20 protein-coding genes and 1 pseudogene are annotated in these 23,802 nt (G+C 70.9%); 7 read left to right on the top strand and 14 right to left on the bottom strand.

All coding sequences use genetic code 11. The annotated features are described in order from the left end of the window. Positions 1-27: 27 nt before the first annotated feature. Positions 28-1,122, bottom strand: coding sequence for an extracellular solute-binding protein (locus tag FF100_RS18235; protein WP_139037112.1), 1,095 nt, complete (start codon positions 1,120-1,122; stop codon positions 28-30). Positions 1,123-1,402: 280 nt separating this feature from the next. Here FF100_RS18235 and FF100_RS18230 point away from each other — a divergent pair, with 280 nt between their 5' ends. From FF100_RS18230 to FF100_RS18220, 3 genes are read left to right on the top strand one after another with little or no spacing between them, the layout of a single operon-like run. Next, on the top strand, positions 1,403-2,485 hold the full coding sequence (locus tag FF100_RS18230) for an ABC transporter ATP-binding protein (RefSeq protein ID WP_139037111.1): 1,083 nt from the start codon (positions 1,403-1,405) through the stop codon (positions 2,483-2,485). Beyond that, positions 2,482-3,402 (top strand): ABC transporter permease, encoded by a 921-nt coding sequence (locus FF100_RS18225; protein WP_246102152.1) that lies wholly within the window; start codon positions 2,482-2,484, stop codon positions 3,400-3,402. Before FF100_RS18230 ends, FF100_RS18225 begins: the two co-directional genes overlap by 4 nt. Beyond that, positions 3,399-4,256 (top strand): ABC transporter permease, encoded by an 858-nt coding sequence (locus FF100_RS18220; protein ID WP_139037110.1) that lies wholly within the window; start codon positions 3,399-3,401, stop codon positions 4,254-4,256. The genes FF100_RS18225 and FF100_RS18220 overlap by 4 nt, the downstream gene beginning before the upstream one ends. Before the next feature lie 10 nt (positions 4,257-4,266). On the opposite strand, the gene FF100_RS18215 is transcribed toward FF100_RS18220, so the two are convergent. From FF100_RS18215 to FF100_RS18165, 11 genes are all read right to left on the bottom strand, one after another. Continuing rightward, the gene (locus tag FF100_RS18215) at positions 4,267-5,151 is read right to left on the bottom strand and encodes a MurR/RpiR family transcriptional regulator (RefSeq protein ID WP_171070231.1); all 885 of its coding nucleotides are present in this window, start codon (positions 5,149-5,151) and stop codon (positions 4,267-4,269) included. Further along, positions 5,148-6,341, bottom strand: a complete 1,194-nt coding sequence (locus FF100_RS18210; protein WP_139037108.1) for a M20 family metallopeptidase — start codon at positions 6,339-6,341, stop codon at positions 5,148-5,150. Before FF100_RS18210 ends, FF100_RS18215 begins: the two co-directional genes overlap by 4 nt. A 46-nt stretch (positions 6,342-6,387) precedes the next feature. Then, a complete protein-coding gene (locus FF100_RS18205; RefSeq protein ID WP_246102151.1) occupies positions 6,388-7,497 on the bottom strand; it encodes an ABC transporter ATP-binding protein in 1,110 nt (369 codons plus the stop codon). Positions 7,498-7,505: 8 nt separating this feature from the next. Further along, a complete protein-coding gene (locus FF100_RS18200; RefSeq protein WP_139037107.1) occupies positions 7,506-8,618 on the bottom strand; it encodes an ABC transporter substrate-binding protein in 1,113 nt (370 codons plus the stop codon). A gap of 100 nt (positions 8,619-8,718) precedes the next feature. After that, positions 8,719-9,546, bottom strand: coding sequence for an ABC transporter permease (locus tag FF100_RS18195; RefSeq protein ID WP_139037106.1), 828 nt, complete (start codon positions 9,544-9,546; stop codon positions 8,719-8,721). 11 nt (positions 9,547-9,557) lie between these two features. Then, on the bottom strand, positions 9,558-10,460 hold the full coding sequence (locus FF100_RS18190; RefSeq protein WP_139037105.1) for an ABC transporter permease: 903 nt from the start codon (positions 10,458-10,460) through the stop codon (positions 9,558-9,560). Next, the gene (locus FF100_RS18185; protein ID WP_139037104.1) at positions 10,432-11,184 is read right to left on the bottom strand and encodes an SDR family NAD(P)-dependent oxidoreductase; all 753 of its coding nucleotides are present in this window, start codon (positions 11,182-11,184) and stop codon (positions 10,432-10,434) included. The genes FF100_RS18190 and FF100_RS18185 overlap by 29 nt, the downstream gene beginning before the upstream one ends. Before the next feature lie 276 nt (positions 11,185-11,460). Beyond that, positions 11,461-12,852, bottom strand: a complete 1,392-nt coding sequence (locus tag FF100_RS18180) for a M20/M25/M40 family metallo-hydrolase (protein WP_139037103.1) — start codon at positions 12,850-12,852, stop codon at positions 11,461-11,463. A 10-nt stretch (positions 12,853-12,862) separates the two neighbouring features. Further along, entirely contained in the window at positions 12,863-14,899 is a 2,037-nt protein-coding gene (locus FF100_RS18175; protein ID WP_139037102.1) for a hydantoinase/oxoprolinase family protein, read from the bottom strand. Then, positions 14,886-16,664: a hydantoinase B/oxoprolinase family protein gene (locus tag FF100_RS18170; RefSeq protein WP_246102150.1), complete on the bottom strand. Its 1,779-nt coding sequence runs from the start codon at positions 16,662-16,664 to the stop codon at positions 14,886-14,888. The genes FF100_RS18175 and FF100_RS18170 overlap by 14 nt, the downstream gene beginning before the upstream one ends. A gap of 22 nt (positions 16,665-16,686) precedes the next feature. Beyond that, positions 16,687-18,021 (bottom strand): MFS transporter, encoded by a 1,335-nt coding sequence (locus tag FF100_RS18165; RefSeq protein ID WP_171070230.1) that lies wholly within the window; start codon positions 18,019-18,021, stop codon positions 16,687-16,689. A 274-nt stretch (positions 18,022-18,295) separates the two neighbouring features. On the opposite strand from FF100_RS18165, the gene FF100_RS18160 reads away from it, so the two are divergent. Together FF100_RS18160 and FF100_RS18155 are read left to right on the top strand one after the other, a co-directional pair. After that, on the top strand, positions 18,296-19,054 hold the full coding sequence (locus FF100_RS18160) for a GntR family transcriptional regulator (protein WP_171070229.1): 759 nt from the start codon (positions 18,296-18,298) through the stop codon (positions 19,052-19,054). 267 nt (positions 19,055-19,321) lie between these two features. After that, positions 19,322-19,600 (top strand): annotated as a pseudogene (locus tag FF100_RS18155) (integrase core domain-containing protein); the annotation flags it as partial. Positions 19,601-19,992: 392 nt separating this feature from the next. On the opposite strand, the gene FF100_RS18150 reads toward FF100_RS18155, so the two are convergent. Further along, positions 19,993-20,598: a TetR/AcrR family transcriptional regulator gene (locus FF100_RS18150; RefSeq protein WP_139037274.1), complete on the bottom strand. Its 606-nt coding sequence runs from the start codon at positions 20,596-20,598 to the stop codon at positions 19,993-19,995. Positions 20,599-20,674: 76 nt separating this feature from the next. Between FF100_RS18150 and FF100_RS18145 the strand changes: the two genes are divergently transcribed. Together FF100_RS18145 and FF100_RS18140 are read left to right on the top strand one after the other, a co-directional pair. Beyond that, entirely contained in the window at positions 20,675-21,628 is a 954-nt protein-coding gene (locus FF100_RS18145; protein ID WP_139037099.1) for an alpha/beta fold hydrolase, read from the top strand. Positions 21,629-21,752: 124 nt separating this feature from the next. Next, complete coding sequence (locus FF100_RS18140; protein WP_139037098.1) at positions 21,753-22,622, top strand: DMT family transporter; 870 nt, start codon at positions 21,753-21,755, stop codon at positions 22,620-22,622. Positions 22,623-22,674: 52 nt separating this feature from the next. Here FF100_RS18140 and FF100_RS18135 read toward each other — a convergent pair whose 3' ends face one another. Further along, positions 22,675-23,655, bottom strand: a complete 981-nt coding sequence (locus FF100_RS18135; RefSeq protein ID WP_139037097.1) for a PLP-dependent cysteine synthase family protein — start codon at positions 23,653-23,655, stop codon at positions 22,675-22,677. Positions 23,656-23,802: the final 147 nt, after the last annotated feature.

Below are 23,802 nucleotides of genomic sequence, written 5' to 3'. Positions count from 1 at the left end.
GCCTCGCGTGTCCGGCCCGTCAGGCCCTCAGCGTCCGATTTCCTTGTTCCAGGTCTCGACCCACTTCGCCTGGCGCGGCGGGATCTCCTGGAACGGCGGGAAGATCAGGCGCTCGGGCGCCGTGATCTCGTGCGCGATCTTGGGATCGAACACCGCGTCCTTGTTGACCACGCCGTAGCGGATCGCGCTGCCGAAGCAGGATTGCGCCTCGGCGCTGAGCGACAGGTCGGCGAAGGCGTAGCCGAGGTCGCTGCCGTTCTTGACCTTCTGGATCCAGGTCAGCCCGACGATGACGCCCGGATCGGGATTGACGTACTTGAACTGCGGGTTCTTGTCGTCGATGAACGTCCAGGCGCGGCCGTCCCAATACATCGCCATGTCGATGTCGCCGCTCCTCAGGCCGTTGAGGACGCCGTTGGGGTCGGTCCACAGGCTGAGATTGCCGCTCTTCTGCATGCGCTTGACCGCGGCGAGGCCGGGCGCGACGTCGTCGATGCCGCCGCCATACAGCGTGGCGAAGCTCCAGACCGACACGGTCAGGCCGCCGCTCGGATAGTTGACGTTCGGCATGGCAGCCTTCCACTTGCCCGCCACCGTGCCCTCGACGAAGGACTTCCAGTCCTTGGGCGGCTCGGGCACCGTCTCGGTGTTGTAGATGAGGCCCATGCCGCCGTAATTGTGCGGCGCGCCGTAGCCGTCGCCGAGGCCCGCGAAACGCGGCCCGAGCTTGGCGAGGTTCGGCACCTTGTCCGGGGTGAAGCGGTCGACGAGGCCGCGGTTGATCGCGTCGTAGGCGGTCTCGGACGGGTTGTAGACGATGTCGAGGGGCGGCTTGCCCGGGCTCGCGGCGATCTGGTTCAGCCACTGGATCGGGGCGCCGAGCACCACGTCAACCGTCTTGCCGGTCTTCTTCTGGAACGGCTCGACGACGCAGCGCCGCAGGCTCTGCTCCCAGACGCCCCCGAAGGCCCCGACCACGAGGTCGGCGGCTTGCGCGCCGGAAACACCTCCTGTGGCGAGGCCGGCCAGGATTGTGAGCCGGAGGCCGGAGGCCCGCGCCGGGCGGGGGCGCCCGCGCGCCGCGCCGTCGATCCCCGATCCGTCACCGTGCTGCGCGTCCATGAACCGGCTCCCTCGCTCGGTCTGTGTCGGCGCGAATATTCACTATCATGAACGGGCACACAACCCGGCGCCGACGACAAACTGCCTGAATGCCCATGAAATCGCCAGTTGCTCAAAATTATAACTTCCAGAGATCAGACCATCGACTTACGATTTGCGGTACGGGAGGTCGCAACGCCCCGAAGATCGCTTGACGATCCTTATTCATTTTAGTGAATATGCGCCGGGGCGGGCCGGACGCGTTCCGTCCGCTGCGCTCCGATCCTGCGAGGGCCTGCCGATGACGAGTGCCGTGCCGCTGACGCTGGTCGAGGTCAGCAAGAGCTTCGGGTCGCTCCAGGCCCTCAAGCCGCTGACGCTGGCGATCGGCGGCGGCGAGATGCTGGCGCTGCTCGGGCCCTCCGGCTGCGGCAAGACCACCACCCTGCGGATCATCGCCGGGTTCGAGACGCCCGATACCGGGCAGGTGCTGATCGGCGGCGCCGACGTCACCGATCTGCCGCCCAACCGCCGCGGCCTCGGCATGGTGTTCCAGAACTACAGCCTGTTCCCGCACATGAGCGTGGCCGACAACGTCGCCTACGGCCTCAAGATGCGCGGCGTGCCGGCGGCCGAGCGGCGGGTGCAGGTGCGCCGGATGCTCGATCTCGTGCGGCTCGGCCAGTACGAGGACCGGCAGATCCACCAGCTTTCCGGCGGCCAGCAGCAGCGGGTGGCGCTCGCCCGCTCGCTCGTCACCAACCCGTCGGTGCTGCTCCTCGACGAGCCCCTCGGCGCGCTCGACAAGAACCTGCGCGAGCGCATGCAGTTCGAGCTGCGCGAGATCCAGCGGCGGCTCGGCATCACCTCGATCATCGTCACCCACGACCAGGAGGAGGCCCTGACGATGAGCGACCGGGTCGCCGTGATGGCGGAGGGCCGCATCGTCCAGGTCGGCCCGCCGACCGAGGTCTACGACCGCCCGCGCACCCGCTTCGTGTCGGAATTCCTCGGGACCGCCAACATCTTCGCCGGCACGATCGCGGACCGGGCCGGTCCGTTCGACTGGGCGGTGGCCCTCGACATCGACCGGGCCGCCCCGAGCCTCGTGCGGTCCGACGAGCCCCTGGCCTCGGGCCGCCGGGTGCTGATCGCGGTGCGGCCCGAGCGCCTGGCGATCCGCCCGGCCGGGGAGGGCGAGATCCCGGCCCGGGTGCAGGACGTGGTCTTCCGCGGCAGCTACTTCGCCTACGAGCTCGCGGTGCCGGGGCAGCCCGGCCCGGTCTTCGCCTACAGCCAGTCGCGCCGCGACGTGCCGGCGGACGGGCGCGTCGGCCTGACTTGGCCGGCCGACGGCGCCATCGTCCTGCAGGATGCCCCATGATCACCGACGTCGAGATGACCGCCGACGCCGAACGCCCCGCGCCGGCTCTGGCGAGCGCCGCGCCGGCGCGCGGCGGGCGCGGGCCCTACCGCCTGGTGCGCTCGCGCTGGACGATCCCCGTCCTCGTGTTCCTCGGCTTCTTCTTCGTCATCCCGCTCGGCACCAACGTCTGGCGCAGCGTCGCGACGGGCCAGGCGCTGACGGCCGGGCCCGTCGTCTTCTACGCCAAGCTCCTCAGGGACGCCTACTACGTCGGCATCCTCGCCGAGACCCTCAAGGTCGGGGCGATCGCGACGCTGCTCTGCCTCGTCCTCGGCTACCCGGTCGCCTACTTCATGGTACGTCATGCCGGGCGCTGGAACGCGCTGATCGTCTTCCTGCTGATCGCGCCGCTCCTGACCTCGATCATCATGCGCACCTTCGGCTGGCGGGTGCTGCTCGCCCGGAAGGGGCCGGTGACGCTGCTCCTGCACGATTGGGGCCTGATCGCCCGGCCGGCGAACCTCGCGGACGATCCGGTGGCGGTCTACGTCGCGCTCGTCCACGTGCTGATCCCGTTCATGGTGCTGTCGATCGTGGCGGTGCTGCAGCAGGTGGACCGGCGCCTGGAGGAATCCTCGCGGGTGCTCGGCGCCGGCCCGCTCGCGACCTTCCTGCGCATCACCCTGCCGCTCAGCCTCGACGGCGTCGCGACCGGCTGCATCCTGGTCTTCGTCGTCGCCAACGGCAGCTTCCTCACCATGCTGCTCCTCGGCGGCGGCAAGGTGACGACGCTCTCGGTGCTGATCTACCAGCAGTTCAACGTCGCGCAGGACACGGGCTTCGCCGCCGCGATGGGCAACCTCCTGCTCTTCGTCGCCCTGATCTGCCTCGCGATCCAGGCCCGTTTCCTGCGCCGCCAGGGAGTGAAGGCATGACGCGCGCCGCCCCCGTCCCAGCCCCCGTTCTCCCAGCCCCCGTTCCCCTGCGCCGCCGCCGGCGGCCGAACCTCGCCGCCTGGGCGCTCGGGGCCTACGTGGTCCTGTTCCTGGCCTTCATCGTGGCGCCGATCGCCGCGGTGGTGCTGGTGTCGTTCTCCTCGGCCTCGTTCATCACCTTCCCGATCCCCGGCTACACCCTGCGCTGGTACTGGCGGATCCTCGAATACCGGCCGTTCCTCGAGGCGATGTGGGTCTCGATCGAGGTGGCGCTGGCCTCGACGGTGCTGGCCGCCATGCTCGGCGTCCCGGCGGCTCTGGCGCTCGCCCGGTCCCGCTCGGCCTTCGCCGCGGTGATCGCCAACCTCCTCCTCGCGCCGATCACCGTGCCGGCGATCGTGCTCGGCCTCGCGCTGCTCTACTTCCTGGCGAGCCTGTCGCTCGGCCTGTCGCTGACGGCGCTGGTGATCGCCCATACGGTGGCGGGCATTCCCTACGTCACCCGCACCGTCCTGGCGGTCTACCGCGCCCTGCCGCCCGACCTCGAGGAGGCGTCCGCCGTCCTCGGCGCCACGCGCTGGCAGACCTTCCGCTACACCACGCTGCCCCTGGTGCGCCCGGGGGTGTTCGCCGGCGGGCTGTTCGCGGTGCTGACCTCCCTCGACAACCTGCCCCTGTCGTTCTTCTTCGGCAGCGCCACCACCAACACCCTGCCGGTGGTGATGCTGAGCTACATGGAGAACCAGTTCGATCCCTCGATCGCCGCGGTCAGCACCGTGCAGATGCTGATCGCCATCGTCGCCCTCGTGGTCACCGACCGGGTCTACGGCATCGAGAAGCTGACGGCGGCGTGAGGCGGGAGCCTCAGCCCAGAAACGTCCCGAAGGTCTCATACAGCCGCTCGCCCCGGCGCAGGATCTCCAGCATCGCCTCGCGCCGGCGCCGGGCGACCGCGCCGACGATGAGGCCCGACAGGCTCATCGCCGCCGTGAACGAGTCGAACACCGACTGGCTGCGGGTCTCGATCAGCAGGCGGTGGGTGGCGTAGGGGCAGAGCGGCGAGAGCGGGCTGTCGGTGAGCGCGATCACGTCGCCGCCGAGCTCCCGCAGGCTCGCGGCGGCCCTGGTGGTGTTGGGCGAGTAGCGGCGGATGCTGATCGCGATCAGAAGGTCGTCGGGCGTGAGCCACAGCAGGCGGTCGGCGATGCGCGCCTCGCCGGTCTCGAGCAGCGTGACGTCCGGCAGGCAGAGGTTCAGGTGGGTCTGGATGTAGTAGGCGATCGGGAAGCTGTTCTTCTCGCCGATGACGTAGATCCGACCGCGCCCGGCGCAGAGCCGCGCGACGATCGCCTCGATCTCGCGATCCGACAAAGCCGCGAAGGTGGCGCGGATGTTGTCGATCTCGGTCTCGAGGGTCCGGGCGGTGATCTCGCCCTGCGACACGCCGTCCTCGGGCAGCCGGACCCGCTCGGCGGGGGAATGCAGCTTGCGCGAGACCTCCCGGCGCACCTCCTGCTGCACCTCCTGGAAGCTCGCATAGCCGAGCTTGGCGAACAGCCGCACCACGGTCGCGGCGCTCACCCCCGTCGCCCGCGCCATCGCCGAGGCGCTGTCGAGGCAGGATTCGGGATAGTGGGCGATCACGTAGCGGGCGATCTCGGTCTCCCGGGCGGTGAGCGCCTCCCGCCCGGATTCGAGCCGGTCGAGCAGGGTCGGGGCGTCGGCGGCGAGGTCCGTCGCCGTGCTCACGCCAGGGGCACTTGGGTTTGGGGCACTCGGGACGACGGCGCCCGCAGGATCGTCAGCGCCGCGGCCTGGGCCCGCGGCACCATCGTGTCGAGCCGGCAATATTCCTCGGGCGTGTGGGCGCCGCCGCCGACCGGGCCGGTGGCGCAGAGGGTGGGCGCGCCGACCGAGGCGGTGAACCCGCTGTCGGCCGAGCCGCCGGTGAACTCGCCCTCGACGGCGAACCCGATATCGCGGGCGCACCCTGCGTAGAGGGAGAACAGCGCCTGGCCCGCCTCGCTCTCGACGAGGGGCAGGAAGCCGGCATCGTCGACGATCCGCGCGCGCGTGCCTGCCGGCTCCTCCTCGGCGACGATCGCCTCGATCGCCTGGCGCACCGCGCGCATCGCGGCGTGGTCGCGGAAGCGCACGTCGATCTCGAGTCCCGCCTGCGGCGCCACCGTGTTGACGGTGACGCCGCCGCTGGCCAGGCCGACATTCACCGTGGTGCCGGCCGCGAGGTCCTGGAGCGCGTGCAGCTTCAGGATCTTGCGGGCCATCGCGTCGATCGCGCTCGCGCCCTTGCCGGGCTCGACGCCCGAATGCGCGGCCCGGCCGGTGATCGCGACGCGCAGGAAGAGCGCGCCCTTGCGCCGCGTCACGACGTTGCCGGAGGCCCGTCCCGGTTCGGCGTTGAGGACGAGGGCGGCGCCGCGGGCCGCCGCCTCGATCACCGGCCGGGAGGCCGGCGAGGCGATCTCCTCGTCGCCGGTGCAGAGCAGCGAGAGCGGCATCGGCGCGCCGCCGGTCGCCGCGAAGGCCTGGGCGACGAACAGGTTCATCACCAGCCCGGCCTTCATGTCGGCGACGCCCGGACCCGTGGCGACGCCGTCGGCGATCCGGAACGGCCGCTCGGCGGCGGTGCCGGCGGGAAACACCGTGTCCATGTGCCCGAGCAGCAGGGCGTGGCCCCCGGGCGCGTCCCCCGGCAGCTCGGCGAGGAGGTTGTCGCCGTGATCGGGATGGGCGATCACCCGCGTCGGGATGCCGGCCCCGGCGAGGCTCCGGCGCAGGACCGCGCCGACCCGGTCTATCCCCGGCTTGTCGCGGCTGCCGCTGTCGATCGCGACGATCTCGGCGAGGAGATCCGCCATGGCGTCGTGCCGGTCGGCGAGCCAGGCGAGCACCGCGCGCTCGCGGTCGTTCAGCGTCATCGTTCCGCGATCCCGAGCAAGTTGCGCAAGCAGGTCCGCCTCGGTGTCACACCGCGCTGGCGAAGACCAGCATGTTCTCCGGGCGGAAGCCAAGGGTGACCGGGCTGCCCAGGACCGGGGCCTCGCCGTGCCCGTCGCCGTTCGACGCCATGGCGATCAGGGTCTCCCCGGCGCCGATATCGACGTGGTGGTAGGTGACGGCGCCGGTATAGACGCTGTGGCGCAGGGTGCCGGAGACCAGCGCCCGGCCGGGCCGGGCCTCGGCCGGCGGGTTGAGCTCGACCTTCTCGGGCCGCACCACGAGGTCGACCGCCTGGGCCGCCGCGAGGCCGGCCTCGGCCGGGACCCGGATCGTCTGGCCGGAGCGCATCGTCACCGTGGCGGTGCCGCCCTCGACCGCCTCGATCCGGCCCGCGACGGCGTTGGTAAAGCCGATGAAGTCGGAGACGAAGCGGCTGCGCGGCCGCTCGTAGACCTCCGCGGGCGTGCCGGTCTGGACCACGCGGCCGGCCTCCATCACCACGACGCGGTCGGACAGGGTGAGGGCCTCCTCCTGGTCGTGGGTGACGAAGACCGTGGTGATGCCGACCTCGCGCTGGAGTTGCCGGATCTCGACCTGCATCTGCTCGCGCAGCTTGCGGTCGAGGGCGGCCAGCGGCTCGTCGAGGAGCAGCACGCTCGGCCGGGTCACGATGGCGCGGGCGAGCGCGACGCGCTGGCGCTGGCCGCCCGAGAGCTGCGAGGGCCGCCGGTCGGCGAGGGGGGTGAGCCGGACCTGCGCCATCGCGGCGGCGACCTTCGCGTCGATCTCGGCCCGGCCCTCGCGCCGCATGGCGAGGCCGAAGGCGACGTTCTCGGCCACGCTCATGTGCGGGAACAGGGCGTAGTTCTGAAACACCATGCCGATGTTGCGCTTCCACGGCGCCACGTCGTTGACGAGGCCGCCGCCGATCCGGATCTCGCCGGCATCCGGGTGCTCGAGCCCGGCGATCATCCGGAGCGTCGTGGTCTTGCCGCAGCCCGACGGCCCGAGGAAGCTCACGATCTCCCCGGGCCGGATCGCCAGGGACACGTCCCGGACCGCCGGGACCGCGCCGTACCACTTGCGCACGCCGCGCAGGTCGACGCCGACGGCGTCGGAGGAAGAGATCATCATCGCGCGCCTCAGCCCTTGAGCGTCCGGTCGATCAGGTTCTTGAGCCGCGGCATCTCGGCGCCGAGCTTGACGAAGTCCGGACGCACCAGGTTGGCCACCGCGCTCTCCGCCGTGACGATCGCCGGGTTGGCCTTGAGGGCGTCCGGCACCGCGACCCGGGTGCTCGCCGGCGAGTAGAAGCCGCGCTCGATCCAGGCGCGCTGGCATTCGTCGGAGAGCCAGGTGTTGAGGTAGCGCTGGGTCAGCTCGCTCACCGCCGGCGAGAAGCCGGCGCAGAGCTGCATGTGGCCGGTCCACTGCACCGCGCCCTCCTTCGGGATGGTGAAGGCGACGTTCTTGCCCTGGGACTTCGCCATCGCGGTCCAGGAGCCCCAATGCGGTGCGAGCCACACCTCGCCGCGATGGACCAGATCCTCCTCGGCGGTCGGCGAGTTCACCCAGGCGCCGATATTCTCCTTGTGGGGCGCCCAGGCCTTGATGCCCTCCTCGACGCTCGGCCCCTTGCCGGTGACGACGCCCGCCATGACGTAGGTGTCGTAATAGGCATCCCACATCGACACCCGGCCCTTGTACTTGGGGTTCCAGAGGTCGGTCCAGGATTTCGGCTCCTCGACCTTGTCCGGGTTGTACATGATGCCCCAGGGCGTCAGCTGGAACGGGATGCCGAAGCCGCCGGGCGTGACGAGACCGGCCGGCAAGGCGGCGGCGTTCGGCACCAGGGCGGGATCGATCTTCGCCCACATCTTGTCGTTGAGGCCGCGCTGGGCGAACAGGTCGTTGACCATCGCGCCGCTGACCACCGGGTTGCCGCGCTGGGCCAGCATCTTCGGGTAGGCGACGGCGTTCGAGGCGGCCTCGAACGCCACCTCGGTCTTCGGCGCCTCCTTGCGGAAGGCCGGCAGGGTGACGTCGCGCAGGATGTCCGGGACGATGCCGGGCTGGGACAGGATCACCAGCTTGGCGACATCGGCCGCCGGCGCCTGGGCCAGGGCCTCGGCGAAGGACAGGAGCGAGGTGCCGGCCGCGCCCGCACCCACCAGCCCCTTCAGGAGCGAGCGGCGGTGGGGATGGCCCGCGAAGGCGGCAAGGAGGTCGTCGGTCTCGGCCATGGTCTTCAGCATCCCGTTGCTGCGCGAAAGGGGAGGGCGGAGGGCGGCGCGTGAGTGTCGCTCGCAAAACTCCCGATCACCGTCGGCGCGGCGGGAGTTGCAGGAGGCGCACTTAGCCGCCGAACTGCTTGCCGAGGCCGACGAGGCGCTCGATGATCAGGATCGCCAGGCAGGTCAGCGCGAGCAGCACCGTCGAGATCGCCGCCAGCGTCGGATCGAGGGTGAACTCGCTGTAATTGTACATCTCGAGCGGCAGGGTCATCACGCCGGGGCCGACCAGGAACATCGACACCGTGAACTCGTCGAACGAGATGATCAGCGCGAAGGTCGCGCCGGCCAGGAGGCCCGGGCGCAGCATCGGCAGCGTCACGTGGCGGAAGGCCTGCCAGCGGTCGGCCCCGAGCGTGTGGGCCGCCTCCTGGTAGCTGCGGTCGATCTCCGACAGGGTCGCGACCGCTGTGCGCAGGATGTAGGGCAGCGTCAGCACGACATGGGCCAGCGCCAAGCCCCAGAAGCTGCGCAGCAGCCCGAGCGGCGTCATCACCAGGGCGAGCGCCGCCGCGAGCACGATGGCCGGGAAGACCAGCGGGGTCATGAACAGCATCAGGAGGGCGTCGCGGCCGGGAAACGTGTGGCGCACGAACGCGATCGCGGCCAGCACGCCCGCCACCATCGAGATCCCGGTCGCGACCAGCGCCACGGCGGCGCTGAGCGCGAAGGCGCTGAGGAATTCCGGCCGGGCCCAGATGTTGGCGAACCAGCGCAGCGAGACGCCGCGGGGCGGGAAGGTGAGCGACACGTCGCTGCTGAAGGCGAGCGGCACCACGATCAGCACCGGCAGGGCCAGGAACAGGATGACGAGGGCGACGTAGGCCGCGAGCAGGCGCTCGCCGCGGGGCACCGTGCGGAGAGGCGGGGCGGGGAGATCGTGGGCGGCCATGACGGTGCTCCTCAGCGGCGGGCGTGGCGGCGCAGGAACAGGCCGTAGGCGGCAAGCACCACCAGGGTGCCGGAGGTCAGGATCATCGCGGCCGCGGCTCCGGTCGGCCAGTCGACCAGCACCACCATCTGCTCGTGGATGGTGACCGCGAGCACGCTGACCTGGCCGCGCCCGAGCATCACCGGGGTGACGAAGGCGCCGACCGTGAGGCAGAACACGATGACCGAGCCCGAGGCGATGCCCTGGACCGAGAGCGGCAGGGCGACCTTGAGGAAGCGGCGCAGCGGATCGGCGCCCAGGACCGTCGCGGCCTCGAGGCAGGAGCGGTCGATCTTGCCGACCACCGCGGCGACCGAGAGGATCATGAACGGCAGGAGGATGTGGACCATGCCCAGCACCACGCTCCAGAAGCCCTGCATCAGCTTGAGCGGCTCGTCGATCACGCCGAGCCCGCGTAAGATCGCGTTCACCAGGCCCTCGTTGCCGAGGATGATCGTCCAGCCCAGGGTGCGCACGATGATGCTGACGAGCAGCGGCGCGATGATCCCGAGGAAGATCAGGTGCTTGCGCCGCGAGGACGAGCGCGCGAGGTACCAGGCGACCGGAAACCCGAGCACCGCGGTGAGCAGCGTGACCACGCCGGCGAGCAGGAAGGTGCGGCCGATGATGCGCAGGTAATACGCGTCGGTGAGGACGGCGCGGTAATGGTCGAGGGTATAGCCGGTCGGGTCGGGGAAGCGGTCCTGGAGCGAGACCTGCAGCATCGTCAGGCACGGCCACAGCAGCCCGGCGGTGAGGATCAGGAGGCCCGGGGCCAGCAGCAGGCCGAGCCCGAAGGTCCGGCGGTGCACGATCCGCCGCGGCGGGGCGGACGCGAAGGGGACGTCAGTTGACCCACTGACCGCCGTCGACATCGATGATCTCCCCGGTGAGGTAGTTCGGCTCGACGGTGGCGAGGAAGGCGATGACCACGGCCACGTCCTCGGGCGTGCCGACGCGGCCGAGGGGAATCGTAGCGGTGATCGCCTCGCGGTTCGCCGCGATCAGGCCGGAGGTCAGCGCCGTCTCGATCGAGCCCGGGCAGACCGCGTTGACGCTGATCGCCGGCGCCAGCTCCTTGGCGAGGGCGCGGGTCATCCCGAGGATGCCGGCCTTGGCGGTGCAATAGGCGAACTTGCTCACCGCCGACCGGGCGCCGCCGGTATTGGCGCTGACCGACGAGACGTTGACGATGCGCCCGCGCCCGGCCGCCAGCATCGCCGGCGCCACGCTCTTGCACCAGTTGAAGCAGCTCTTGAGGTTGACCGCGATCGTCCGGTCGTACTCGTCCTCCGAGATGTCGACGAGGGATTTCGGCTGCGAGATGCCGGCATTGTTGACCAGCACGTCGATGCGCCCGAACCGGTCGAGGCAGGTCGCGGCGTGGGCGCCGACGCGCGCGAAGGCGCTGACGTCGCCCGGCAGCGGCAGGACCGTGGCGCCCGCCGCTTCGAGCCGCGCGATCCCTGCGGCGAGGTCGGGCCCGTCGAGGTCCGAGAGGGCGATGCGGTGACCCTTCTCGGCGAGGGCGAGGGCTGTCGCGAGGCCAATGCCCCGCGCCCCGCCCGTCACGATCGCCACCGGTGCGGAAGCGGACATGGTCTGTCCTCAGAGGCTGCGGGCGATCCGAGGGAAGTTCAGCCCGTCGATGCAAAGATCATTGCATCGACGGATCTAAGCGTAAAGCTCATTTCATGAGCGCGGAAGCGTGCAACTGGCGCGATCCCCGGCAGGTTGCGGCTCTCCTCGCCATTCCCCTGGAGCAGGCGGTGCCGATATCCACCCGCACGCCGCGCGGGCGGTCCTGGGGCTGGGCGCGCCGTCCGATCGGGTCCTTCGCCTGTCGCTGTCGATGCCGGGGAGCACGCGGCTCCGTCACGCGGACTTGTGGTCCGCCGCCGCGAGCGCCGAGAGCAGGGCCGCCCCGGTCCGGATGCCGTTGACGAAGCAGTCGACCCTCAGGTTCTCGTTCGGGGCGTGGTTCGCCTCGTCGGCATTGGCGTAGGGGAGGACGAAGGCCGGCACGCCGAGGATCTTGGTGAAGACATAGTCGGGCAGGCTGCCGCCGAGCGAGGGATATTCGTAGGGTTCGAGCCCTTGAGCGGCGAGGACGGCCTGTCGGATGGCGGCACCGAAGGGCGAGTCGACCGGCGTCTTCGAGGGCAGCATGCCGTGCTGGCGCACGACCGTGACCTCGGGCGCGTGGCGGCGCACATGGGCTTCGACCTTGTCGAGCACGTCCTCCGGCATCATCGCCTCGACGAGGCGGATGTCGCACTTCACGACCCCCTCGCAGGGCAGCACCGTCTTCGAACCGGGACCGCCGTAACCGCCGTGGAAGCCGTTGATGGTCAATGTCGGCCGGAACATCAGGCGCTCGGCCACGCCGAGTTCCGCCGGCGCGTCGAGCCGCTCGAGCGTCAGCTCGGCCTTGATCGACTCGGGATCGAGCGGGAGCCGGGCGGCGATCGCCCGCTCCTGGTCGGTGGGCGGGACGATGCGGTCGTGCAGGCCGGGAATCGTGATCTCGCCGGCGGCGTTCTTCATCGTGCCGAGCAGGTGGACGAGGGTCCAGAGCGGGTTCGGCACCACGCCGCCGAAATTGCCGGAATGGACGTCCCGGGCCGCATGCCGGCAATGCAGCTCGAAATTGACGACGCCGCGCACGCCGTAGGTCAGGACCGGGCGGCCGGAGGGATGGATCGGCCCGTCTGCGGTCACCACGAGGTCGGCCTTCAGGCGGTCGCGATGCGCCTCGACGAACGCGGCGATGTGCGGCGAGCCGATTTCCTCCTCGCCTTCGAGCAGGACGACGACGTTGCAGGGCAGGCGGCCATGCACGGCAAGGTGGGATTCGATCGCCAGCAGCTGGGCGAAGTGCTGGCCCTTGTTGTCGCCGATGCCGCGGGCGTAGATCCGGCCGTCGCGGATCGTCGGCTCGAAGGGCGGCGATGCCCAGGCCTCCAGCGGCTCGGGCGGCTGCACGTCGTAATGGCCGTAGAGCAGGATCGTCGGCGCGCCGGGGCTCTCGTCCCGGCGGCCGAGCACCATCGGGTGGCCGGCCGTCTCGATCGCTTCCGCCGTGAAGCCGAGGCCCGTCAGGTGATCGACGAGCAGCCCGGCGACCTCGGCGATGCCGATATCTTGCGCGCTGATGCTCGGGTGGCGGACATACTCCATCACCCGCGCGATGAAGTTCTCCTCGTTCGCCGCGATGTGATCGAAGACCTTCTGGAGGTCTCCCTCTCGGCTGGCCGTGTTCGTCACTCGCGCCTCCCTAGTTCTCGTCGGTCCGGGTGAGCAGGATGGCCCCCGACACGTGGATCTCGCCGTGCCAGCCGGTCGGCACCAGGGTGGTGGCGTCGAGCTGCGCGACGATGGCGGGGCCCGCGAAGCGGTCGCCGGACCCGAGCTGAGCGCGCTCGTAGAGCGGGACGCTCGCCGGCCCGGTCGCGAGGTGCACGGTCAGCTCGGCCCCCGGGACGGCGCCCGATCCGGCCGGCAGGGTCTCGCGCGGCGCCGGCGGCATCCGGCCCGTCGCCTCGACGCGCAGGGTGACGAGTTCGATCGGGGCGTCGAGCGTGAAGCCGTAGAGCGCCTCGTGCGCGGTCCTGAAGGCCGTCTCGACCTCCTCGACCGTGTCCGACCACGGCACGGCGAGCTCGCCGCCCTGGCCGTGGTAGCGCAGGAGCGCGACCCGGGCGTGACGGCGGTCGACCTCCGTCACGCCTTCCGCCGCGAGCCAGGCTGATGCTTGCCCTTCCAGCCCGGCGAGGATCGCCCCGGCCGCCTCGACGTCGATCCGGCCGGCCCGGGGCAGGGTGCGGCTGAACTCGGCTTTCAGATCCGCCGCGAGCAGGCCGTCGGCGCAGAGCACGCCCGGGGCCGGCGGTACGAGGACGCGGCGGATGCCGAGCAGGTCGGCGAGCGCGCAGCCGTGCAGCGGGCCGGCGCCGCCGAAGGGCACCAGGGTGAAGTCGCGCGGATCGTGGCCGCGCTCGACCGAGACGACGCGCAGCGCCCCCACCATGTGGTTGTCGGCGATCGCCAGGATGCCGCGGGCAGCCTCCTCTGGCGTGAGCCCGAGCGGCTCGGCCACCGTCGTCGCGACGATCGTGCGGGCGGCCGCGCGGTCGAGGGCCATGCGCCCGCCGAGCAGCCGCTCCGGCAGGTGGCCCAGGACCACGTGCGCATCGGTGACGGTCGCCTCGCGGCCGCCGCGGCCGTAGGCGGCGGGGCCGGGATCGGCGCCGGCGCTCTGCGGCCCGACGGTCAGGGTGCCGCCGGTGACGCGGGCGATCGATCCGCCGCCGGCGCCGATCGTCACCATGTCGACCATCGGCAGGGGGAGCGGCCACTCGCCGACATGGCCCGCCTGCGTCAGGCCGATCCGGCCGTCCTTGATGAGGCAGATGTCGGCGCTGGTGCCGCCGAGATCGACCGTGATGAGATCCTGGATGCCGCAGGCCGCCGCGACCTCGCGCGCGCCGACCACGCCGGCGGCCGGCCCGGACAAGGCGGTGAGGGCGGGGGCGCGGCGGATCGCGGCGGCGCCGGCGATGCCGCCATTCGACTGCATCAGGAGGAGCGGGGCCGCGACGTCGGCCTCGTCGAGCCGCGTCTGCAGGCGCGACACGTAGGTCGAGACGCCCGGCATCACGACGGCGTTGAGCACCGTCGCGAGCGAGCGCTCGTACTCGCGCACCACCGGCAGCACGTCGGTCGAGGCCGTCACCGCCAGACCGGGCAGTTCCGCGCGCAGGATCTCCGCCACGCGCTGCTCGTGCGCCGGATTGGCGAAGGCATGCAGCAGGCAGATCGCCACCGCCTCGACCCCGGCGGCACGGCAGGCTTCGGCGGCCGCGCGCACGCTTCCCTCGTCGAGGTCGTCCAGGACGACGCCGCCGGGCCCGATCCGTTCGCGCACCTCGAAGACGCGGGAGGCGGGAACCGGCCGGGCAGGCTTGACCCAGGAATAGAGGTTGGCGCGGCGCGGGATGTCCTGGCGGCCGATCGCCAGCACGTGGCGGAAGCCCGCGGTGGTGACGAGCGCAGCGCGCGCGCCCTTGTCCTCCAGGATCATGTTGGTGGCGACCGTGGTGCCGTGCAGCACGCGCCCGAGAGCGGAGGCCGGGACGCCGGCCTCCTCCAGCGCCAGGCCGATGCCGGTCATGAAGGCACGGGAGGGATCGCCCGGCACGCTCGGCGTCTTGGCGCGCCAGACCCGGGCCCTGCGGGGATCGTGCAAGGCGACGTCGGTGAAGGTGCCGCCGATATCGACCGCGACCGCGAGGGAGGAATCAGGCAAGGGCATCGACGTACTCGTGACGGTGGAAGGCGCGGGTCTCCGGGCGATCGGCGCGGGCACGGGCGGTGGCGGCCTCGTCGAGGGTGCCGTCGCGGATCACCACGCCGTAGAGGCGCGCGGCCGCCCCCATCGAGACGAAGCCGCCGAGCACGTCCTGCAGGACGGCCTCGGCCGGACGGTCGAACGGATGGCCGTGGCCGCCACCGCCGCCCGTCTCGATGCGCAGGGTCTCGCCGCGCGTGAGCCGGTTGCCGTCCGAGAGCGGGGCGAGCACCCGCTCCTGCGGCGTGCCGGCATTGACGATCGCCCGACCGACGCCGCCCGCCCGGCCGCCGCCGATCCCCCAGGGCGGGTTCGCGACGCCGTCGATGCGGAGGGCGAGCACCGCCTCGTCGGCCAGGATCTCGTACTCCCTCACGATGCCGCAGCCGCCGCGGTGGCGCCCGGCGCCGCCGGAATCGGTCACGATGCCGTAGGCGCGCAGGCGGACCGGGTAGCCGGTCTCCAGGAACTCGACGGGATAGTTCTCCTGCGCGACGAAGTAGACCGCGTCGATCCCGTCGGCGTTCGGCCGCGCGCCGTAGCCGACGCCGATCCCGTCCGAGAGCAGGAACGGCTCCGAGACCCCGGCCTCAGTGCGGTAGGTGCCGCGCATCAGGATGATGACGTAGGCCGAATGCGCCGCCGGCGCCCCGCCGCCGGCGACGTTGACGAGGCCGTTGAGCCCCGCGAGCACCCGCATCATCGTGAGCCCCCGCATGCCGAGCGGCGCCGGGAAGCGCGGCCAGAGCAGCGAGCCCTCGCGCAGGCGCACCTCGTCGAGCGCCTGCGGCCCGCCGGCGTTGCAGACCTGGGCCGGATCGCCGCCGAGATAGTAGAGCCCGAGCGCCATGCCGGGCACGCCCGGATTCATCAGGAAGTTCACCGGCCCCGGCGCCTGGTCGTCGGTCTCCGTGGCGTCGAAGACGAAGCGGTCCGTGCCGTCGTCGCTCCGGCTGCGGGTGAGGGCGAAACGCATCCGGTAGGGTCCGCCGCCATGGCCGTCGGAGTCGATCGCGTCGGTGAAGCGGTGGGTGCCGTAGGCGAAGGTCCGGCTCAGCTTCTCGCGCACGAGAGCACGGGTGCGGGCGAGAAGCTGTCGCAACGCGTCGGCCACGACGTCCGGGCCGAACCGATCGAGGATCTCTCCCACGCGCCGCACGCCGAGATCGACGCTCGCCATCAGGGCCCGCATGTCGCCGAGGCTCTGGGCCGGGAAGCGCGAGTTGCGGTGGAAGATCGCGAGCGCCGCCTCGTTGGTCCGGCCGCGGTCGATCAGCTTGCAGGGAGGAACGATGATGCCCTCCTGGAAGATGTCGGTGGCGTCCGGGCTGATCGAGCCGGGCCGCAGGCCCCCGATATCGGCGAAATGCGCCCAGGCCATCACGAAGGCGCAGAGCCGGCCGTCGCGGAACACGGGGGCGAGCAGCACCTGGTCGTTCGAGTGCGAGACGGCGCCGCGCGAGCCGTAGCAGTCGTTGTACCAGTAGAGGTCGCCCGGCCCCATCGTGTCGGGGGGGAAGTCGCGGAAGACCGGGCTCGTGATGTCGCCGAAGATCGGCACGTTCGAGCCGACCGCCATGACGCCGTCCGCGTCGAACAGGCCGGTGTAGAAGTCCTTCTTCTCGCGGATGAAGGCCGAGATCGCGGTGCGCTCGATCAAAGCCTCCATCTCGGCCTGCGCGGCCCGCACGGCGCCGCGCACGATCTCGAGGGTGACGGGATCGCACACGGCTCCGGGCCTCGGCCCGGCTTCAATCGAGCGGAGCATTGGTCGGATCCTTGATGAGGAGGAGCGTCACGGCGCTGATCAGCGCGGAGGCGACGACGAAGAGCGACGGCGAGACCGGGCTGCCGGTCTCGCGGATCAGGAAAGTGGCGATGAACGGCGCGAAGCCGCCGAAGATCGTGACCGCCAGGCTGTAGCCGATCGAGAGCGCGGTGAAGCGGACCCGGGTCGGGAACAGCTCGGCCAGGACGGCGCAGAGCGGGCCGGCATACATCGCGAGCAGGAAGGCCGCGATCGACTGCGTCAGCACGAGGCCGAGGCCGGTCGGGTGGCTCACCAGGAGGGCGAAGAGCGGGTAGCCGAGGACGACGTAGCCCAGCGCCGAGATCAGCAGCACCGCCTTGCGGCCGATCCGGTCCGAGAGGTGGCCCATCACCGGGGTGAACGCTGTCAGCACCAAAGCGGCGACGGCCGAGGAATAATAGGCGGTGCCGGGCGCGATGCCGAGCTGCCCGGAGGCGAAGCTCGGCATGAAGATGTTGAAGGTGTAGTTGCCGACCGTGCCGACGATCGACAGGCCGAAGGCCGCGAGCACCGGCCGGCGATAGACCGTCAACGCGTCGCGGACCGGGTGGGAGGCCACCGTGACTTGCGAGACCGCACGCTCGAAGGCCGGCGTCTCGGACACCTTCGAGCGCAGGTAGAGGCCGATCGGCGCCAGCACGAAGCCGCAGATGAACGGGATGCGCCAGCCCCAGGACGTCATGGCGGCGGGATCGAGGGTCGAGTTCAGGATCGCGGCCATCAGCGTTCCGGCGATGAGCGCGAGGCCGACGCTGAATTGCTGCATGCTGCCGATCAGGCCGCGGCGGCCCGGGGGCGCGTACTCGACGAGGAAGGCGGCGGCTCCGCCCCACTCGCCGCCGGTCGAGAAGCCCTGCACCAGCCGGCAGGCGACGAGGAGGAGCGGCGCCCCGATCCCGATCGTGGCGTAGGACGGGATCAGGCCGGTCAGCGCCGTGGCGGTCGCCATGAGGCCGACGGTGAGGATCAGCGCCGCCTTGCGGCCGCGCCGGTCGCCGTAGGCCCCGATCACCACGGCGCCGACCGGCCGCATCACGAAGCCGACGCCGTAGGTGGCGAAGGTCGAGAGCAGCGACACGACGGGATCGCCGGCAGGGAAGAAGTTGGCGCCGATCTGGGCCGCGAACAGGCCGAAGATCAGGAAGTCGAACAGCTCGACGAAGTTGCCGACAGCGCAGGACACGATCGCCCGCCGCCGGATGCGGGCGTGATCGGGCGCCACCCCGGTTTCGGGCGTCGACCGGGACGCCGGCGCGTTGATGGCCGCTCGCGACATCACTTCCTCCCCTGTCAGGCCGGCCCCGGCGGGCGGACGCCGTGGTTTCTGCAAGCCGTGCACCAGCCGCGAAGACGCGCCGCTCCAGGAGCCGCCCACAGGGGAAGCGTCCCGACGGACCGGCTGGCCTGCCGTGGAGCGCGGCAGATGCTGCCTTTTTGTCTTCTTGTCTGACAAGGTTGCGCAGAGTGGAGCGGCTGTCGAGAGGCTGCCCTGCATGGCGGTGCGGCGCATGCGCGTGCTATCGCCGGGGCCTGGGTCCGAGGAGAGGGGCATGATCTCCGGAGCGCTGGGGACGCTCGCGCCGCCGCAGCTGGTGCGCGAGCGGGCCTTCGAGGAGGTGCGGGACGCGATCATTGCGGGCCGCATCGCGCCCGGTGCGCGGCTGATCGAGCGCGAGCTCTGCGCGGCGCTCGGGGTCAGCCGCGCCTCGGTGCGCGAGGTGATCCGTCGGCTCGAGGCGGAGCGGCTCGTCTCGGTCGAGCCTCGCAAGGGGCCGACCGTGATGGCGCTCACCCGCAAGGACGCGACGGAAATCTACGAGGTCCGCGCCCTGCTGGAGGCCCTGCTGATCGAGCGCTTCACCGATGTCGCGAGCGGGGACGAGATCGCGCATCTCGAGGGCATCTTCACAGAAGTGAGGGCGGCTGCCGCGAGCAACGCAGTCTCGGAGATCGTCGCGCTGATGCTGCGCGTCAACGACCACCTCTTGGACGTGGTCCGGCACGACGTCGCCCGCGACCTGCTCCGGCAGCTCAATGCCCGGATCAATTTCCTGCGCGTCCGCGCCATGGCGAAGCCGGGGCGGATCGCCGCGAGCCTCGAGGAGATCGGCGCCATCCTCGACGCCGTGCGCGGCCGCGACGGCGCCCGTGCCGGCGAGCTGATGAAGGCATCGGTCGAGCACGCGCGCGACGCGGCGCTGGAGCAGCTCGCCCTCCTGGGGTCACACCGGGAGAGAGATCACCCCTCCGGCAGGCGTCGCGAGCCGGACGGCTCGCGCCGGGCCCTCGGACATCGAGATTCACGCTGAGGTCGCGCGCCCTTCGCCGGCGAGGACGCGGCGATCGAGCGGCCCATGTCGCGCAAAACCCCGCAGCGCCCGCTGGCGGCACGCCTTGACGAGCCGCTGCGCCCGCCGCCGGCTGATCCTGGTGTCCGGGCGGCCGACATCACGGACTGGCGCCCCGCTTGTTCAGCAGGACCCGCCCCAGGCGACCTCCCGCGTTTGGTAAAACAGGGGAGCGTGCCCGTCCTGCTCGGTTCGGGTAAGACCATTCGACTCGACGCCTGAGGATGGAAGCACCGCCTGACCAAGCCACGCTGCCCTTGGGCCAACGGTCAGGTCGAGCGGATGAACCGCACGATCAAGGATGCGACCGGTCGGCGCCACCACCACGACAGCCACGTCCAGCTGCGCAGGCATCTGGCGGACTTCGTCGTCGCCGACAACGATGGCCGGCGCCTTGAGACCTTGCGGGGCCTCACACCGTATGAGGCCATCGGCAAAGCCTCGTTCACAGAACCAGGTCGGTTCAGGGCCAACCCGCTCCACCAAAGGCCGGGGCCAACCATCTAAGGCCACCTGCGTCTTCTCAAGATTTCCGTTAATCGGCCTCATGTAGAAATCGCACACTGCGCGCGCATATCTCGTTATATTTCGATTTTATATTAGATGTTATTTATGATTTTAATGAAAAATAATTTCATATCGGCAATAATATTGAGTATTTGAATTTTTCGGAATAAGCGTTCGACGTGTGTCAAGTCGGCAGGAGTTTTATTCTCAGATGTCGTTATTAGCCAACAACGTCCGCAGGTCGGTTTCGCGGCCTTCCGAGCGGACGCAGTGACGCAACCGCGTGCGCCCGCGCCGAGATGAGGAAGGCGGTCAGTCCACCGACGCACCGAAAGACGGCCGGGCGACGAGTGACGGGCAGGCCTGCATGGATACCGTCCCGCGCCGTGCTCCTACTCTCCGTGCAAGCGTGCCGCAATGCCGGCGACGACGTCCTCGACGATGGCGTGCAGGTCCGATGGCGCCACGCCGTCGCGCGCCTGGATCGAGAGGCCCTGCATGACGGCGACCAGATGCCGGGACAGCGTTTCCAACCGATCGTCCCGCGCGAAGGGGGACAAGGCCGCAATGATCCTCCTGCGCAGGGCCTCCCGCCGCGCAGCAGCGTCGCGGGCCAGGTCGGCGTGATCGGGATGACAGGCAACGAGGCCGCTCGAGATCATGCAGCCTCTCTCGTGCGGGCGCTCCGTCACGGCGGACACGGCGTTGGTGAGCAGCACGCGCACCGCGTCCGGCAACGACGCTGCCGACCGGATCGCCGCCACGTCCAGGATGCCCCGGCTCTCCTCATAGCGCTCCATCGCCCGCCGGTAGAGGCCCGCCTTGCTGCCGAAGGCGGCGTACAGGCTCGGAGGAGCGATCCCGATCGCCTTCGTCAGATCTCCGATCGACACGCCCTCGTAGCCATGACGCCAGAACAGCAGCATGGCGGTCTCGATCGCGGCGTCCCGATCGAAGCTCCACGGCCGACCGCCGCGCCCTGTCGCATCCTGTTTCATAGCGATCACTAAACAGCGCTTGACGAGGTTGGTCAAGGCGGTAGCATAGCGATCACTAAACAAACGGATGTGCACCATGGACCATACCCGCCGCGGCCTCGTGACCACCCTTGCCGCCCTCGGCGCAGCGGCCCTGCCGCTTCAGACAACCTGGTCCGGCGCACCCGCGCGGGCCGACACCGGCGACGGGCCCCGGACGAATGGCCGCGCGGCGTTCGCCGCCCGATCGGCCGACGGGACGGCACTGGCGGGCGAGGCCGCGGGCGATCCGGACGCGCCCGAGATTCTCTTCATCCACGGCCTGCGACAGAGCCGGCTGAGCTGGGACAGGCAGTTCGCCGATCCGGCGTTGGCAGCCTTCCGCCTCGTGCGCTTCGACCTGCGCGGGCACGGCGATTCCGACAAGCCGGATGCGCTCGCCGCCTATGCCGATCCCGACCGGTGGGCCGACGACGTCGCGGCCGTGATCGCCGCGGCCAGGCTGCGCCGTCCCGTCCTCGTCGGCTGGTCGCTCGGCGGCTACGTCGCGGGCGCGTATCTCCGCAAGCACGGTCCTGCGGGTGTCGCCGGCGTCAACCTCGTCGACGCCGTGACCAGGCTGTCGCCGGACCTGCTCACGCCGCTCGCCGGCGACTTCACCGGGACCGCGACCTCGCACGACCTGGCGACGCGCGTCGCCGCGACAGCCGACTTCCTCGCTGCCTGCTTCCACCGCCTGCCGTCCGGCCGTGAGTTTCAGCAGATGCTCGTCGTCAACGGCATGACGGCGCGTGCGGCGAACGAGGGCTTCGTGAAGACCCCGGTTCCCGATCTCGAGCCCGTCTTTGCGGCTTACGACGGCCCCGTCCTGCTGACGCACGGCGCCCATGACCGCCTCGTCCGCCAGGCGATGGCGGAGCGGATTCAGGCGCTGAGACCCGGACGCCGTCTCTCCGTGTTCGAGGAGAGCGGGCACAGTCCGTTCTACGAGGAGCCGGAGCGCTTCGGGCGCGAACTCGCCACCTTCGCGGCCGCCGCCGTCAAAGCCTGACGGACACGCCTAGAGGGGCAGGACCGCTGCGCCGTCCCGCATCGTCCGTCACGGGGCGCGAACGGGCGCGTGCACCGGCTCGCCCCCCGGCATCGACGGATCACCGGATTCGGAGAGGACGACGATGACTCCGCTGGAGACGTTCTGCGCCGTGCTCGTGCCGCTCCTCTGGGGCGTGCAGTACGCCATCGTCAAGGTCGGTCTGGCTACCTTCCCGCCCTTGTCCTTCCTCGGTCTGCGCTTCGCGGTGGTGGCGCTGATCCTCCTGCCGTTCGTCGGGTGGCCGACGATGCGTGAATTGCGCGTCATCCTCCTCCTGTCGATCGTCCTGGGCGGGCTCAATTTCGGTCTCGCCTTCGTCGGGCTCGCCGGGGCCCCGGCGAGCGTGACGGGCATCGCCAACCAGCTGTGGTCGCCCTTCGCCCTGATCCTCGCCTGGCCGCTGCTCGGCGAGCGGCCGTCGTGGCACGTCGTCGTCGGCGTCCTGATCGCCTTCGCCGGTGTGACCCTGGCTGTTGCCGACCCTGAGGTTGTCGCTCCGCTCGTCCCGACGCTTCTCGTCATCGGTTCGTCCCTGGCGTTGGCCTGCGGCAGCGTGCTGACGAAGAAATACGGTCCGCTCGACCCCATGAGGCTGATGGCCTGGATGTCGCTGTTCACGGTGCCGCAGGTTCTGGCGGTCTCCGCGGTCACGGAGGCGGGACAGCTGCGGGCGTTGGCGCAGGCGGACCAGGCTGCGTGGCTGTCCTTCGCCTACACCGTGCTGCTCGGGGGCATCGGCGGCTTCGGCCTGTGGTTCTGGCTCCTCGCCCGGTGCCCGATGACGCGGCTGGCGCCGTTCACGCTGCTGCAGGCAGTCTTCGCCCTTGCCGGGGGAGTGGTCATCCGGCACGAGCCGCTCACCGCCACGCTCGTCGCCGGGGCGGCCCTCTGCATCGCGGGCGTGGCGCTGACGCAGCGGCCCGTGCCTGTGAGCGCCGCTCCCCCACGCTGATGACGTCCGAGCACCGGGGCGAACCCTCGACGGCGTGAGCCGGAGAAAGCGCCTACGGCCGTTCGACCGCCGATTCGATCTCGTCCGCCCGGTCCTGGGACAGGTAGCGCTCGCCGCCATCGGCGACGATCGCCACGATCGTTCGCCCGGCATGCTCCCGGCGTCCGGCGAGCACGGACGCGGCGTGCAGGACCGCGCCGGAGGAGGGCCCTGCGAACAGGCCCTCCTCGCGGGCGAGCGTCCGGGCCGCCGCCCGCGCCTCGCGGGTCTCGCACGGGATGAACGCGTCGACGACGCCTGCGTCGAAATTCGCCGGCAGCAGGCCCGCCTCGACCCCGGTCACGCGGTGCACGCCCTCGACGGTGTCGACATGCGGCCGCTCGCGCGTCGGGACCGATCCGGGGGCCGGCTCGACCGCCACCACCGTCACCCCCGGCTTGCGCGCCTTGAGGAAGCGGCCAGTGCCCGAGATCGTCCCGCCCGTCCCGATCGCCGCGACCAGGATGTCGACGGCACCGTCCGTGTCGCGCCAGATCTCGGGGCCGGTCGTGTCGTGGTGGATGCGAGGATTGGCCGGATTGGCGCGCTGGTCGGTGTAGAAGGCGTCGGGATTGTCGCGCCGCACGCGGTCGATGATCGCGTCGACACCGCCGGGCGCGAGGAACTCCGCATCGTCGATCGGCACGGTCTCGGCGCCGTAGCGGTGGATGAGCGCGACCTTCTCGTGGCTCGTCGAGGCGCGCAGGTAGAACTTCGCCCGGTAGCCCCGGGCCGCGGCGAGCGCCGCGAGGCCGATCCCGGTATTGCCGCTGGTGAGGTCGACGAGAAGCTGTCCCGGTACCAGCCGGCCCTCGGCCTCGGCGGCGCGAATGATGCCCCAGGCGGTGCGGTCCTTGATGCTGCCCGCCGGGTTCAGTGCCTCGACCTTGGCCAGGATGCGGGCCCGAAGGCCCCGCCGCTCGCAAAAGCGCCGGAGTTCGAGGAGCGGCGTGTCGCCGATGAGGGCGCCGAAATGGTCGCGCGGATCGTCCATGATCTCTCCTTGGCCCTCTCCTTGTCGTGCCTCTCGCCCGCCGCCGTCAGGCCGCTGCTCGCTTCGGCGACGGCCGGTCCGGATTGCGGTCAGGATCACGCTGCCGCCCAGCCGAGCCTGGGCGCGACGAGGGGCGCGACATCGGCG

The organism is Methylobacterium terricola (assembly GCF_006151805.1).
GTDB classification, from domain to species: Bacteria; Pseudomonadota; Alphaproteobacteria; order Rhizobiales; family Beijerinckiaceae; genus Methylobacterium; species Methylobacterium terricola.
This window is presented reverse-complemented; position numbering and strand designations above follow the sequence as displayed.